General features: G+C 64.9%; 17 protein-coding genes. 1 reads left to right on the top strand and 16 read right to left on the bottom strand.

The window, feature by feature from the left end:
* Positions 1-29 precede the first annotated feature (29 nt).
* From pheT to infC, 10 genes are all read right to left on the bottom strand, one after another.
* A complete protein-coding gene (gene pheT, locus AC1X6S_RS11355; protein WP_483405837.1) occupies positions 30-2555 on the bottom strand; it encodes a phenylalanine--tRNA ligase subunit beta in 2526 nt (841 codons plus the stop codon).
* 1 nt (position 2556) lies between these two features.
* Positions 2557-3597: a phenylalanine--tRNA ligase subunit alpha gene (gene pheS, locus AC1X6S_RS11350; protein ID WP_483405836.1), complete on the bottom strand. Its 1041-nt coding sequence runs from the start codon at positions 3595-3597 to the stop codon at positions 2557-2559.
* A gap of 27 nt (positions 3598-3624) precedes the next feature.
* Positions 3625-4554 carry an amino acid ABC transporter permease gene (locus AC1X6S_RS11345; RefSeq protein ID WP_483405835.1) on the bottom strand — a complete coding sequence of 310 codons (930 nt, stop codon included), beginning with the start codon at positions 4552-4554 and terminating at the stop codon, positions 3625-3627.
* Positions 4551-5198, bottom strand: a complete 648-nt coding sequence (locus AC1X6S_RS11340; RefSeq protein WP_483405834.1) for an amino acid ABC transporter permease — start codon at positions 5196-5198, stop codon at positions 4551-4553. The genes AC1X6S_RS11345 and AC1X6S_RS11340 overlap by 4 nt, the downstream gene beginning before the upstream one ends.
* Before the next feature lie 78 nt (positions 5199-5276).
* Positions 5277-6140: a glutamate ABC transporter substrate-binding protein gene (locus tag AC1X6S_RS11335; protein WP_483405833.1), complete on the bottom strand. Its 864-nt coding sequence runs from the start codon at positions 6138-6140 to the stop codon at positions 5277-5279.
* An 89-nt stretch (positions 6141-6229) separates the two neighbouring features.
* The gene (locus AC1X6S_RS11330) at positions 6230-6985 is read right to left on the bottom strand and encodes an amino acid ABC transporter ATP-binding protein (protein ID WP_483405911.1); all 756 of its coding nucleotides are present in this window, start codon (positions 6983-6985) and stop codon (positions 6230-6232) included.
* A gap of 140 nt (positions 6986-7125) precedes the next feature.
* A complete protein-coding gene (locus AC1X6S_RS11325; protein ID WP_483405832.1) occupies positions 7126-7935 on the bottom strand; it encodes a TrmH family RNA methyltransferase in 810 nt (269 codons plus the stop codon).
* 102 nt (positions 7936-8037) lie between these two features.
* The gene (gene rplT / locus AC1X6S_RS11320; RefSeq protein WP_108390635.1) at positions 8038-8430 is read right to left on the bottom strand and encodes a 50S ribosomal protein L20; all 393 of its coding nucleotides are present in this window, start codon (positions 8428-8430) and stop codon (positions 8038-8040) included.
* Positions 8431-8458: 28 nt separating this feature from the next.
* On the bottom strand, positions 8459-8653 hold the full coding sequence (gene rpmI, locus AC1X6S_RS11315) for a 50S ribosomal protein L35 (protein WP_108390634.1): 195 nt from the start codon (positions 8651-8653) through the stop codon (positions 8459-8461).
* Positions 8646-9230: a translation initiation factor IF-3 gene (infC, locus tag AC1X6S_RS11310; protein WP_108390633.1), complete on the bottom strand. Its 585-nt coding sequence runs from the start codon at positions 9228-9230 to the stop codon at positions 8646-8648. The genes rpmI and infC overlap by 8 nt, the downstream gene beginning before the upstream one ends.
* Positions 9231-9499: 269 nt before the next feature.
* On the opposite strand from infC, the gene AC1X6S_RS11305 reads away from it, so the two are divergent.
* The gene (locus AC1X6S_RS11305; protein ID WP_198410458.1) at positions 9500-9865 is read left to right on the top strand and encodes a DUF1844 domain-containing protein; all 366 of its coding nucleotides are present in this window, start codon (positions 9500-9502) and stop codon (positions 9863-9865) included.
* A gap of 156 nt (positions 9866-10021) precedes the next feature.
* Here the strand turns inward: AC1X6S_RS11305 and AC1X6S_RS11300 are convergent, their stop codons facing one another.
* The 6 genes from AC1X6S_RS11300 to AC1X6S_RS11275 are packed head-to-tail and all read right to left on the bottom strand — an operon-like array spanning position 10022 to position 14399.
* Complete coding sequence (locus AC1X6S_RS11300; protein WP_483405831.1) at positions 10022-10789, bottom strand: SseB family protein; 768 nt, start codon at positions 10787-10789, stop codon at positions 10022-10024.
* Complete coding sequence (priA, locus tag AC1X6S_RS11295) at positions 10773-11519, bottom strand: bifunctional 1-(5-phosphoribosyl)-5-((5-phosphoribosylamino)methylideneamino)imidazole-4-carboxamide isomerase/phosphoribosylanthranilate isomerase PriA (protein WP_483405830.1); 747 nt, start codon at positions 11517-11519, stop codon at positions 10773-10775. Before priA ends, AC1X6S_RS11300 begins: the two co-directional genes overlap by 17 nt.
* 58 nt (positions 11520-11577) lie before the next feature.
* Complete coding sequence (hisH, locus tag AC1X6S_RS11290) at positions 11578-12228, bottom strand: imidazole glycerol phosphate synthase subunit HisH (protein WP_483405829.1); 651 nt, start codon at positions 12226-12228, stop codon at positions 11578-11580.
* On the bottom strand, positions 12225-12833 hold the full coding sequence (gene hisB, locus AC1X6S_RS11285) for an imidazoleglycerol-phosphate dehydratase HisB (protein WP_483405828.1): 609 nt from the start codon (positions 12831-12833) through the stop codon (positions 12225-12227). The genes hisH and hisB overlap by 4 nt, the downstream gene beginning before the upstream one ends.
* A complete protein-coding gene (locus tag AC1X6S_RS11280) occupies positions 12830-13912 on the bottom strand; it encodes a histidinol-phosphate transaminase (RefSeq protein WP_483405827.1) in 1083 nt (360 codons plus the stop codon). Before AC1X6S_RS11280 ends, hisB begins: the two co-directional genes overlap by 4 nt.
* A gap of 40 nt (positions 13913-13952) precedes the next feature.
* Positions 13953-14399, bottom strand: a complete 447-nt coding sequence (locus AC1X6S_RS11275) for a LysM peptidoglycan-binding domain-containing protein (protein WP_483405826.1) — start codon at positions 14397-14399, stop codon at positions 13953-13955.
* Positions 14400-14407: the final 8 nt, after the last annotated feature.

Genomic DNA, 14407 nt, shown 5'->3' with positions numbered 1-14407 from the left:
ACGGGTGTTCTCGGTGAAGCTCGGACTACTTACTCCCGCAGCACAGCGCCGAAGCGCTCGGTGGCCAGCGCCGAACCGGCGAGCTTGGCCTCCGACGCCTCAGCAGCGGTCAGCGTGCGGTCCGGGGCACGGAACCGCAGCGCGAAGGTGAGGCTCTTCGCGTCATCCGCGACACCCTTTCCGCGGTAGTCGTCAACAAGGCGGATGTCTTCCAGCAGTTCCCCTGCGCCCTCACGAACCGCGGCGAGCACGTCGCCAGCGGGTACCGAGCGCGGCACGACGAGAGAGAGGTCCTGGGTGGCTGCGGGAAGCGTGCCGATCACGCCAGCAGTGATCCCGGCATCCGTCGATTCGAGGATCGCGTCGAGGTTGAGTTCGGCGACGGCGACAACCCGCGGCAGGTCGGAGTCGAGGGCGAGCTGCGGAAGCAACTCCCCCGCGTACCCGACGACCCGATCACCAACACGAAGTTCGGCGGTGCGGCCCGGGTGAAGCGACTTGTGGCTGCCCTGGACGACGTCGATGGTGGCACCGGTCGCGAGACCGATCTGCGCGACAGCGGCGAGAGCATCGGCGATTCCGGACGGAACAGCGGCGAGTCCCGGCTGCTTGACGACGGCATTACCGACGATGAGCACAGCAACGTGACGCGGCTGCGGCGGGATTCCGGCATTGAGCTCGGCAAGCTGCTCGTCGGTCGGACGCGCGGCTCCAGACGGCAGTTCGGCCTGGCCGTACTGCACACCGGGCTCAGGGGTGAAGACCAGTCCGAGCTCGAAGATCGACACGTCGGTCAGCCCGCGCGACAGGTTGCGCTTCGCCGCCGAAATCAGGCCGGGCAGCAGGCTCGTGCGCAGGTACGGCGCACTGGCGTCGAGTGCGTTCGCGACCTTGATGGCCGGCACGCTGCCCTCAACGGGCGAACCAAACTTGTCGTTGTCAGCGGCGGAAAGGAACGGGAACGCGAGGATCTCCGTCGAACCGGCGGCCGCGAGAACGTCTGCAACGTTACGTCGCACCCGCTGCGAACGGGTCAGACCGCGTCCCGGAGGAGCGACCGGCAGCACCGACGGAATCCGGTCGTAGCCGACGATACGCGCCACTTCTTCGGCGAGGTCGCTCTTGTCGGTGATGTCGGGGCGCCAGGTCGGAGCCGTCACTCGGAGGCCGCCGTCGGTGTCCTCGACGGTCGCTCCGATCTCGACCAGCGAGTCGCGGATCTCATCGGCGGTGTACTCGATGCCGATGAGGCCCGAGATGTAGCCGTCAGGCAGCAGGATCGGTGTTGCGGATGCCGCTTCACCGACGATCGAACCGGTTGCGTCGGCCTCTCCCCCGGCCAGTTCGACCATGAGTTCAGCAACGCGCGACGCCGCAGCGACGGCGATCGCGGGATCAACCCCACGCTCGAAGCGCTTGGACGCTTCGCTCGGCAACTTGTGCCGACGGGCCGTGCGCGCGATCGACACCGGGTCGAAGTTCGCGGCCTCGATGAGCACGTTGCGGGTGGTCTCACCCATCTCTGTGGTCGCGCCACCCATGACGCCGGCGAGGCCGATCGGCCCCGAACCGTCGGTGATGAGCAGGTCCTCGGGGCTGAGCGTGCGCTCCTGGCCGTCGAGGGTCACAAGCTTCTCCCCCGGCTGCGCGCGCCGCACGGTGATGCCGTCGGTGAGCGCGTCGAGGTCGTAGCCGTGAATCGGCGCGCCGAGTTCGAGCATCACGTAGTTGGTGATGTCTACGAGGAGCGAAATCGAACGGATGCCCGCAAGCCGCAGTCGCGACACCATCCACGGCGGCGTCGGGCGTGAAGCATCCACGTTCCGAACGATGCGCGTGGCGAACACGCGCACACCGGGCTTGCCGTGAATCGGTGCGTCGTCGGCGATCGTGACCGGGAAGCCGTCGGTGCCGGTCGGCTGGAAGTCCTCGCGCTGCGCGGGGTCGCGGAACGCGGCACCGGTGGCGTGGGCGTACTCGCGGGCAACGCCGCGAAGGGAGAACGCGTACCCGCGGTCGGGTGTGACGTTGATCTCGACTGCCGCGTCGTCCAGACCGAGCAGCGCGATGGCATCCGTACCTGGCTCAGCGTCGACGCCGAGCGTCGACAGGCGCAGGATTCCGTCGTGCTCCTCACCGAGGCCGAGCTCTCGTGTCGAGGCGATCATGCCGTCGGACACGTGGCCGTAAGTCTTGCGCGGGGTGATCGGGAACGGGCCGGGGAGAACCGCGCCGGGCAGGGTCACGACGACCTTGTCACCGACGAAGAAGTTGCCCGCGCCACAGACGATGCCGTGCACGTCGGGTCCGCCGTCGGCGGCGAGCTCGCCCTCGGGCGCAACGCGCACCTGGCACCAGCGGATGACCTTGCCGTTCTTCTGCGGCTCCTCGACGAACTCGAGCACCTCGCCGACGACAACGGGTCCCGTCACCTCGAAGGTGTGAACGTCTTCCTCTTCGAGGCCGACCTTCACGAGTGCAGCGTGCACGTCTTCCGTGGTCGATCCCGGTGCGAGATCGACGTATTCAGCGAGCCAACTGAGGGGCACCCGCATGCTAAACCACCATTCCAAACTGCTGTGAGAAGCGAATATCGCCCTCAACCATCTCCCGCATGTCCTGGACGTCGTTGCGCAACATCAGGCCACGCTCGACTCCCATGCCGAAGGCGAAACCTGAATATTCGTCCGGGTCGATCCCGGCCGCGCGGAGCACGTTCGGGTTGATCATGCCGCAGCCACCCCACTCGATCCAGCGAGGGCCGTGCTTGAACGTCGGGTGCCAGAAGTCGAGCTCGGCGCTCGGCTCGGTGAACGGGAAGTAGCTCGGGCGCAGGCGGATCTTCGCCTCATCGCCGAAGATCGACTTCACGAAGTGGTCGAGCGTGCCCTTGAGGTGCGCCATGGTCAGACCCTTGTCGACGGCGAGTCCCTCGAACTGCATGAACACGGGCAGGTGAGTCGCGTCGAACTCGTCGGTGCGGTAGACGCGACCGGGCGCGAGCACGTAGACGGGAAGCTCACGAGTGAGCAGTGACCGCACCTGCACCGGCGAGGTGTGGGTGCGCAGCACGAGGTGTGACTCGGGCGGGTCGATGAAGAACGTGTCCTGCATCGCGCGCGCCGGGTGGTCGGCGTCGAAGTTGAGCGCGTCGAAGTTGAACCACTCGCTCTCGACCTCTGGGCCTTCGGCGATCTCCCAGCCCATTCCGGTGAAGATCTCGCTCACGCGGTCCTGGAGGAGGGTGAGCGGATGCCGTGCACCTGCGGTGTAGCGGCTGGCCAGCGCGGTCACGTCAACGGCCTCTGCGGCGAGCTGAGCCGCGTTCTCGGCTTCGACGATTTCCTGCTCGCGAGCGGCAAACGCCGCGTTCACGCGACCTCGTGCCTGGCCGACGAGTTTGCCGAGCGGGGCCTTCTGGTCGGGAGCGACGTTGCGCAGCTCACCGTTGAGCTTCGCCAGCGGCGAGGCCTCTCCGGTGTGCTCGGTACGTACGTGCTTGAGGGCTGCGGAATCGGCTGCGGCGGCAATTGCGGCGAGGGCTGATTCGACTGCCGCGTTCACGGCGGATTCGGTTATTACTTGCGAGTCGGACACGGTCCACAAGTCTACCGAGTGGCGGAACTACACAGCGCCCTCGCCTGACTGCCGAGCCGCTGCCGATGCCTGAGCGATCGCGATGGCGGGGTCCACGTCGACGGGCTTTCTGCCCCTGCGTACCCGGCCTCCACGGCGCGCTGAGTCAGTGCGCTTCGAGAGCCAGCGGGCGACCCACGAGAGTGCGAGGTTCATGATCAGGTAGATCACGAACGTCACGGCGAAGAGCGAGAACAGGTAGCGGTTGCCGTAGAAGCTCGCCAGGTTGTTCATCGTCGAGCGGAGAAGTTCCGGGTAACCGACGATGAATCCGAGCGACGTGTCCTTGAGCAGCACGACCAGCTGGGCGACGATCACCGGCAGCATCTGGCGGAATGCCTGCGGGAATTCGATGAGCATCCGGGTCTGGAGTTCACGCATTCCGAGACTCAACCCGGCCTCGCGCTGTCCGCGCGGCAGGGAGGCAAGTCCTGCCCTGAGCGCTTCACCGATGATGGCGCCGTTGTACAGGCCGAGAGCAAGCACAACAGCGAGGTACGCCCCGCTGGAGAAGCCGAGCAGGATGAAGAGCATCATCAGGAGAACGGGCATGCCTCGAACGAACTCGAGGACAACGGTGATGGGAACCCGGATCCAGGCCGTCTTCGCTGTGCGGAGCAGAGCAAAGATCACACCGAGAACGAGCGCGAGGACCGCTGCTGCTCCGGCGGCGCGCAGCGTGTTGAGCACGCCCTTGCCAATGAACGTCCAGACCTCAGGGTCGGCGAAGATATTCCACCGGCTTGGATCAAACATGCCGGGAAGGGTAATCCCGCCCGAACTGGGCCGTGGGGCTGCCAGAACCGAGTAAATCCAGTACAGGCCGCCGAGGATGAGGATGCCGACGACGATGGAGAGAATCAGCGAGAGCCGCCTGGCCTTCGGACCGGGAGCGTCGAACAGAACGGAACCGCTCATCGCGCCACCACCCACTTCTTCTCGAGCCGCCCGGCAAAGAGCCCCAGCGGAATAGTTATGAGCAGGTAGAAGGTCGCGACGCCCAGGAGCACCGCGATGACGGCGTTTCCGTTGTCGTTCGCGAGTTCTTTACCGATGGTGAAGAGCTCGGCCACGAAGAAACCACCGGCGACCGAGGTGTTCTTGGTCAGGGCGATGATGACGTTGATCAGCGGCGGGATGACCATCCGGAACGCCTGGGGGAACACGACGTATCCGACCGTCTGGCTGAAGCCGAGCCCAAGGCTGCGTGCGGCCTCGGCCTGGCCGATCGGAACGCCGTTGATTCCGGAGCGCAGGGCTTCGGCCACGAACGGCGAGGTGTACACGCTGAGGCCGATCATCGCGAACGTCGCGTAATCGAACCGGACACCGAGGTACGGCAGGATGAACGCGCAGAAGAAGAGGACGAGTGTGAGCGGAGTGTTCCTGATCAACTCGGTGTACACGGCGCCGAAGCCGCGCAGTGAGGGGACCGGTGAGATCCGCATGGTCGCGATGATGGTTCCGAGGATCAGGGCGGCAATCGCAGCGACAACGAGGAGTTGCAGCGTCATGCCGAAGCCTGAGAGGTACCGAGGCAGGTTGTCGATGATGACGTCCATGTGGCCTCTTCCGTTTCTGTTGTGTGGCGCTCACGAACGGGGCGGGGACACGCCCCGCCCCGTTCGTGTGTGGAACTTCTAGTAGCGGTCTACCGCAGGAGGCTCGACGTACTCGAGGACCGTTCCAGCGGTGCTGTCCCAGGCCTCCTCGTACGAACCGTCTTCGTAGGATTCCTCGAGGACATCGTTGATCCAGTCGCGGAACTCGATGTCGTCCTTGGCAAGTCCGATGCCGTAAGGCTCCTCGGTGAACGGCTTTCCGACCACCTTGAACTCGCCCTCGTTCTGAGCAGCGAGACCGGCGAGGATCACGTTGTCAGTCGACACGGCGACGACCTGGCCCGAGCGCAGCGGCTCGAGGCAGTTGGAGTAGGTGTCGGTGAGAACCGGGGTTGCGCCGATTTCAGCCAGCTTCGCCGCGGGTGTCGAACCGGTCACCGAGCAGACGGGCTGCCCGACGAGGTCTTTCTCGCTCTTGATGGACTTGTCGTCGGCGAGCGTCAGGATCGACTGCCCGGCCATGTAGTACGGCCCGGCGAAGTCGATGACTTCCTTGCGCTTGTCGTTGATCGTGTAGGTGGCGATGACGAGGTCGACCTCACCGTTCTGGATGTACGGCTCGCGGTTCGCGGAGACCGTTTCCTTCCATTCGATGTCCTCTTCGGCGATGCCGAGCTTCGCGGCGATGATCTTGCCGACCTCGACGTCGAAACCGACGGGCTCTCCGCTCGGGCCGACGAGGCCGAACAGCGGCTGGTCGAACTTCGTGCCGATGGTGATCTTGCCATCTTCTGCCAGCTCGGCCATCGTTGTGCCGGCTTCAAAGGTGGGGGCTGCTTCCGGTTCGGGGGCTGCGGTGTCTCCGCCGCCTCCCGCACAGGCGGAAAGCGTGAGCAACGCGGCTCCGCCGAGGGCGATCAGTGATAGCTTTTTGCGCTTCATCTCGTTCTCATTCCTTGTGATGTGCTGTGTTTTCCCGGCTGCCGAAGCGGCCAAGGGTGATGAGCCGCGCGCTCAGGGGCGCGCGGCGGTCAGTGGTCGAGGATCTTGGACAGGAAGTCCTGTGCGCGTTCAGACTTCGGGTGGCTGAAGAAGGTCTCGGGAGTGGCTTCCTCAACGATCTCGCCCTCTGCCATGAACAGCACCCGGTCGGCCGCCTTGCGGGCGAAGCCCATCTCGTGGGTGACCACGATCATGGTCATGCCTTCCTTGGCGAGGCCGACCATGACGTCGAGAACCTCGTTGATCATTTCGGGGTCGAGGGCGCTCGTCGGCTCGTCCATCAGGATCAGTTTGGGGCTCATCGCGAGCGAGCGGGCGATCGCAACACGCTGCTGCTGACCGCCGGAGAGCTGTGCCGGCATCTTGTGCGCCTGGTTTGCCACCCCGACGCGCTCGAGCAGCGTCATCGCGCGCTCAGTGGCATCCTTCTTCGACATCTTCTTCACCTTGATCGGTGCGAGCGTGATGTTCTCGAGCACCGTCTTGTGCGCGAACAGGTTGAAGGACTGGAAAACCATGCCGACATCGGCACGGAGACGGGCGAGGTCCGCGCCCTCTTCCGGGAGCTTCTTTCCATCGATGGTGATCGTGCCGGAGTCGATGGTCTCGAGCCGGTTGATCGCCCGGCACAGGGTGGATTTGCCCGAACCGCTTGGACCGATCACGACGACGACCTCACCGCGGGTCACCGTGGTGTTGATGTCCTTGAGTACATGGAGATCGCCGTAGTGTTTGTTGACCGAGTCGACGATCACCAGGGGCTCACCAAGTTTCGCGATGGGCATGCTCGTCGTGTTCGGTATCAGCGTTGGTTCCATGCGTCCAAACTAAAGGACACGGTGTTTCGCCCGTATGACGAGAGGCATCCGTTACTGATTCGTAACCAAGATTACGAACAGAATCGGATGCCTCTGGGCGGGGTGGGTCAGACGGCGCTGCGCTGCGCGAACGCGGACTCGTAGAGACACACCGACGCCGCGGTCGCGAGGTTCATCGACTCGGCGTGGCCGTAAATCGGAACCGTGATCGCGGCATCCGCGAGTGGAAGCTGCTCATCGGTCAGGCCGTGCGCCTCGTTTCCGAACAGCCAGGCGGTCGGCTGGACGAGTTCGCCCGAGACGCGGGCGTCGAGCAGGCTCGTGCCCTTCACGTCGGCGGCGAGTACACGGAGTCCGGCCTTGTGCGCCCGCTCGATGACGTTCGGGAGTTCAGCGCCGACCGCGATCGGCAGGTGGAACAGAGACCCCGTCGTTGAGCGGACGACCTTGGGGTTGTACAGGTCGACGCTGCGCCCGGTGAGGATGACGGCATCCGCACCTGCAGAGTCGGCGGCACGGATGATGGTTCCCAGGTTTCCGGGGTCGCGAACCTCTTCGAGGATGGCAATGAGCTTGGGCTCGCCGTTGAAGATGTCCTTCATCGAGGTCGGGAACTGGTGCGCGACGGCGATGAAGCCCTGCGGAGTCACTGTGTCGCTCATCACACCGAGGACTTCCTCGGAGACGAACTCGACGTCGAAGTCGGTCTGCTCGTCAGCCATGGCTGCGATGTCGGGGTACCGCTCAAGAGCTGTGGGTGTTGCGTAGAGTTCGACGATCAGCCCGGGGCGGAAGGTCAGCGCCTCTGAGACCGCCTGCGGCCCCTCGAGAAGAAAGAGGCCGGTTTCGAGACGGGCCGGTCGTTTGGCAAGTTTTGCTACCGCTCTGACGCGCGGGGAACGTGGGTTATCAAGCACTCCCCCAGTCTAGGGACAGGCACGTCGGCGGTGGGGAGGCGCGCACAACGAAACAACGGGCACCCCGCCGAAGCGGGATGCCCGTTGAAAGGAGAAAGCTGCTTACGCTGCTGCGTCAACCTTCGGAGCCGAGGTGTCGGCCGGGAGGGCCTTCTTCGCGCTCTCGACGAGGGCCGCAAACGTGGCGGGCTCGTTGACAGCGAGCTCGGCGAGGATACGACGGTCAACCTCGATACCAGCAAGGCCGAGGCCCTGGATGAGGCGGTTGTACGTGAGGCCGTTGGCACGCGATGCCGCGTTGATCCGCTGGATCCAGAGGCGACGGAAGTCACCCTTCTTCTGGCGGCGGTCACGGTACGCGTAAACCATGGAGTGGGTGACCTGCTCCTTGGCCTTCCGGTACAGGCGCGAACGCTGACCGCGGTAACCCTCAGCCCGCTCGAGGATCTTCCGACGCTTCTTGTGAGCGTTTACCGCCCTTTTTACTCTTGCCATTTGTCTATATTCCTAACGGGTTCAGGTCTTAGTGACCGAGAAGCTTCTTGATGTTCTTGGTGTCAGCCTTCGAGACGAGCTGGTCGGTGTTCAAGCGACGCTTACGCTGTCCGGACTTCACCTCGAGGTTGTGGCGCATGCCCGACTGCTGCTTCTTGATCTTGCCGGAACCGGTGAGCTTGAATCGCTTCTTGGCACCGGAATGGGTCTTCTGCTTAGGCATTGTCTTCCTCCTGCTTCGCTGCTTTATTGGCAGCACGTTGTGCGTTGGCTTCGGCCTTGGCCTCTGACTTGTTTTTCAGAGGGCCGATCACCATGACCATGTTTCGACCATCGATGGTCGGAGTGGACTCAACAGTGCCCAGTTCCGAAACATCTTCGGCAAATTTTTGGAGCAAGCGAACACCCTGGTCGGGCCGTGACTGCTCACGACCGCGGAACAGGATCATTGCTTTGACCTTGTCACCAGCCTTGAGGAAGCCCTCGGCGCGCTTGCGCTTTGTTTCGTAGTCGTGCTTGTCGATCTTGAGACGGAACCGAACCTCTTTGAGGATGGTGTTCGCCTGGTTACGCCTGGCCTCCTTGGCCTTCTGCGCAGCCTCGTACTTGAACTTGCCGTAATCCATGATCTTCGCGACCGGAGGCTTGGAGTTCGGGGCGACCTCGACGAGATCGAGCTCAGCTTCCTGCGCCAGGCGCAGTGCTACCTCAATCTTGACAACGCCGACCTGTTCTCCGGCGGGACCCACGAGGCGGACCTCGGGGACTCGGATACGGTCGTTTGTACGGGGATCGCTAATGCGTTACTCCTCTAACTCAATCTCTGACTTTTAATTCAGACGGATGCCTGGATCAAGCGAGAGAGGAGAAGTCACACACCACAACCATGACGGAAATAAATCCATCACAGTGGCTCGTACCCTGTCTACCTCAGCATGGAAACCATGCGTCTGGCGGAGTACAACAACCCGGTAACCTTAGTGAAGCGGTCAAGCGCGGGTGGGAATTTTCCTCTTTCGTACCGGAACTTTAGTCCCGGAGCCGTCTTAGAGTCTAGCAGAGGTTGGCATTGAGCACTAACGAATCCCCATACGACAACGTCGAGGACGCTGCGTCCGACGCAACCCGCGACATCGCAGACGTCGGCGCCGTCGAAGTCATCACGACGACGGCCGTCCACCTCATGAGCGCGGCGGCGGTCAAATGTGGCCTCGCCGACGACCCCGAGTCGCAGCAGGACCTCGACGAGGCACGCAAGCTGATCAACGCCCTTGCCGGCCTGATCACCGCGGGAGCCCCCGAGATCAGCGACATGCACGCGCGCAGCCTTCGTGATGGGCTTCGGTCGCTGCAGCTGGCGTTCCGTGAGGCATCCGTCATCCCTGACCCCGTGGGCAAGGGCCCCGGCGAGAAGTGGACCGGCCCGGTCAACTAGGTCCCCCGCTCCACCCACAGGCGCGGGCGAAGGCGCTCCGCGTCGCGCCCGCGCCGTTCATCTGTCACAGATGCACGGCAAACGCGCCGGAACCATGCATCAGCGACGGTCGAACGCGCACCAACGCGCGCCTTCCGCGCGCGCGTTCCGCCCGGATCAGCGGGACGCTTCGAGCCGCACCGCGAGCGAGTCGACCATCGTCGCGATCACGTCGCTCGCCGCCCACCGCTGGGCGAGCCTCGAGAGCACGGCGTCGAGCTCACTGCGCGTGAGGCCGTCGATCAGTTCGAGGTGGGCGATGAGTTCAGGGCCGGCCAGCCGCGCCCGCGCGTCACCCGACTCCAGCCTGACGTCGAGCACCGCCAGCTCGGAGCGCGCGCTCGTAAGAAACGCGTCGAGCACATCCGGGTTCGCGTACGCGGGCTGCCACGGGAGCGACTGGGCGATGGCCCACAACGCCGGCCGCCGAATGGCGAACTCGGTGTCGTTCGTCGGGTCGAGCACGACGAGGTCTGTGTTCTCACTCGCCGCTGCGAGAGCAACGCGGATGCCGTCGGCCGGCACCGGTCGCGCGATCGTGTTCCAGGACTGCATGGCGGCCACCGACGAGAAGACCGGCAGCACGTTACGGCCGTCGGGACCGGCGACGGTCACGATGGACAACTCCTGGGTCTTATCGACTTTCTGGCCATGCGCGTTCACTCCGACGTCGCCGGCGTGGGTCACGAGTGGGATGAGCAGCCGCGACGAGCGGAACGCGTCGACGACGGCATCCTCCCCCGCTCGCCCATCCGCGAATCGCGTGAGCGCGTCGATCAGCTGAGGTGGCGCAGACCCATCGTCGCCGGCAAAAGCGTTCTCGCCGAACTGGCGGCCCTCCCAGGGCTGCCCGGCCGAGTCTGCGGGATTAGTCGGATGCGACATCCAGCGCCTCAGCCAGGGTGAATGCACCCGCGTAGAGCGCCTTGCCGACGATCGCACCCTCGAGCCCGAGCGGCACGAGTTCGCGCAGGGCGACGAGGTCGTCGAGGCTCGACACTCCACCGGACGCGATGACCGGTCGGTTGGTCCGCTCCATCACCTGGCGAAGCAGGTCGACGTTGGGCCCCTGAAGGGTGCCATCCTTCGTCACGTCGGTGACGACATAGCGGGCGCAGCCGGCCCGCTCGAGCCGGTCGATGACCGTCCACAGGTCGCCGCCCTCACGGGTCCAGCCGCGTGCCGCGAGTGTGGTTCCGCGGACATCGAGGCCGACCGCGACGGCTTCGCCGTACTGGCCGATGACGTTCGCGGCCCACTCCGGGTTCTCCAGCGCCGCTGTACCGAGGTTGATTCGCTTGGCGCCGGTCGCGAGAGCTGCCTTGAGTGACGCGTCGTCGCGGATGCCACCGGAGAGTTCGACGTTCACACCGCGGACCTGCTTGATCACCTTGCGGATCACACCCGCGTTGTTCCCGCGGCCGAATGCGGCATCGAGGTCCACCAGGTGGATCCACTCGGCGCCCTGGCGCGCCCAGTCAGCGGCGGCGTCGACCGGATCGCCGTAGCTGGTCTCCGTGCCCGCCTCGCCCTGGGTCAGACGGACGGCTTTGCCGCCGGCGACGTCGACAGCCGGAAGCAGCACAAGCTTCGGGGTCGTGTTGAACTCACTCATGAATTGTCCTTGGTTGTGTGGTGCGGCACGAGCGTGCCATTCGAAAGAATGCGGAGGGTCAGTCCGATGTGAGAGAGCCGACCCAGTTGGCCAGCAAGCGGATGCCGGCATCGCCGGACTTCTCCGGGTGGAACTGCGTCGCGCTCAGCGGTCCGTTTTCGACGGCGGCGAGGAACCGGGTTCCGTGTTCGGCCCACGTCAGTGCCGGCTCGTGGAACGGCGGCATCACCTCGAGCTTCCAGTCCTGCGCGGCGTACGAGTGCACGAAATAGAAGCGTTCGTCGCGGATGCCGCGGAAGAGGACGGAGTCTTCGGGCGCGTCGACCGTGTTCCAGCCGATGTGCGGGAGAACGGGCGCGTCGAGTTCCGTCACGACGCCCGGCCACTCTCCGAGGCCCTCTGTGTCGACGCCGCGTTCAACACCGCGCTCGAACAGAATCTGCATCCCGACACAGATGCCCATGACCTTGCGACCACCGGCCAGCCGGCGATCGATCACTTCACCCCCGCGCGAGGTGGAGAGCTGTTCCATGACCGCGCTGAACGCTCCAACACCGGGCACGAGAAGACCGTCGGCCTCGAGTGCCTTGCGTCGGTCACCGGTCAGCTCGACGTCGGCGCCCGCCGCTTCAAGTGCCTTGACCGCGGAGTGGACGTTGCCGCTCCCGTAGTCGAGAACAACAACGCTTGGCCGTGACGATCCCGTCACAGTGCGCCCTTCGTCGATGGGATGCCGGTCACGAGAGGATCGAGAGCCTTCGCCTGCCGGAACGCCCGCGCGAATGCCTTGAACTCGGCCTCGGCGATGTGGTGTGGGTCGCGCCCGCCGAGCACGGTGACGTGAACGGTGAGTGCGGCGTTGAACGCAATGGCTTCGAACACGTGCCTCACCATCGACCCGGTGAAGTGACCACCGATGAGGTGGAACTCGAACCCCGCGGGCTCGCCGGAGTGCACGAGGTACGGCCGACCGGAAATGTCGACGACGGCCTGGACGAGTGCCTCGTCGAGGGGAACGAGAGCGTCGCCAAAGCGCGAAATGCCCTCCTTGGTGCCGAGCGCCTGCTTGATGGCCTGCCCGAGTGCGATGCCAATGTCTTCCACCGTGTGGTGCACATCGATCTCGATGTCGCCGGTGGCCCTCACCGTGAGGTCGACCAGTGCGTGCTTGGCGAACGCCGTCAGGAGGTGATCGTAAAAGGGCACGGTGGTGTGAATATCACTGACACCGGTCCCATCGAGGTTGAGCGTGAGGTCGATGCTCGATTCGCTCGTCTCGCGCTGGATCCGGGCGGTGCGCTGCGGCTGGCTCATGACTTCGAGCTTACCGCCGCAATGGCTTCGAGGAACGCGGTCGTCTCTGCCTCGGTACCCGCCGAAACCCGCATCTGATTGGCGAGGCCGATATCCCGGATGAGCACTCCGCGCTCGAGCAGTGACTCGAACAGTGCTGCCGGATCGTCAACGCCTCCGAACAGCACGAAGTTGCTGTGGCTCCGGTACGGGCGGTAGCCCAGGTCGGCGAGGCCAGCGCTGATGCGGTCGCGCTGGTTCTTGATGTCATCGACCATGGCGAGCATTTCGCCGCTGTGTGCAAGGGCAGCAATCGCCGCGGCTTGCGTGAGTGCGGAGAGGTGGTACGGAAGGCGCACCAGGCGAAGCGCGTCCGTTACCGCCGGCGCCGCAGCGAGGTAGCCCACCCGTGCGCCGGCAAATGCGAAGGCTTTGCTCATGGTTCGTGACACGAGCAACCGGTCGCGCCCGTCGAGAAGGGACAGCGCGCTTGGAGTCCCCTCTGGGGCGAACTCGAAGTACGCCTCGTCCACGACCACGATGCCATCGGTCGCGTCATAGACGGCCTCGATGGTGTCGAGCCCAAGCGGGGTCCCGGTGGGGTTGTTCGGAGAACAGAGAATCACGACGTCGGGGCGTTCGCGGCGAACGGCGGCGCTGGCGGTCTCGGGCGAGATCTCGTAGTCGGCGTCACGCTCGGCGGCAATCCACTGGGTTCCGGTGCCTGCGGCCAGCAGCGGGTACATGGAATAGGTCGGGCTGAACCCGAGCACCGAGCGGCCAGGTCCGCCGAAAGCCTGGAGAACCTGCTGCAGAACCTCGTTCGAGCCGTTCGCGGCCCAGATGTGATCGGCACTGAGACCGTGCCCGAGGTAACCGGCGAGGCTGATCCGTAGTTCGGTGAACTCGCGGTCGGGGTATCGGTTCACGCCGAGCACAGCGCGGGCGAGGGCGGTCACGATATCGTGGGCCACGTCTTCGGGAATCGGATGCGTGTTCTCGTTGACGTTCAGGGCGACGGGCACGACCTTCTGGGGTGCGCCGTACGGGGACTTGCCACGAAGATCATCGCGGATGGGCAGGGCATCGAGGGAACTCACCCCGGAAGTTTACCCGCCGCGCCTTGCGCTTCGGTGTGCGTTACGGAGCCGTGTATCGCTCGGGAATGGCGATGTTCTGCCCGGGAACGACCGTGGACGTTTCGAGCTGGTTGAGGGCCATCACGTCGGCGATCACATCACGAGGGTCGGCATCGGGAGCCAGCGTGCCCGCGAGGGACCACAGGGAGTCACCGTGTTCGACAGTGACGTACTCGAACGAGGCCGAGCTCGGGGACGACGACGCCGCTGCGGCGCCGGCGTTGAGTCCGAGCCAGGCCGCGAGAGCGATGAACGGAGCAGCGGCGAGCGAAGTCAGGACAATGCGACCGCGCCGGGTGAGTCGGATGCGCCCGGTGGGGCGTGCGATCATCGCTGAGGAGTCGCCTCCGGCGGCCTGTGTACGCGGGTTCGACGGGCGCGGCGCCTCGGGGCGCCGTGCGGCTGGACGTGAGAGAGAGTGAATGGGGGTGATGACTGCGGTGCTCATGGTGCGCC

It is taken from the genome of Mycetocola sp. Y442 (genome assembly GCF_056898615.1).
This window is presented reverse-complemented; position numbering and strand designations above follow the sequence as displayed.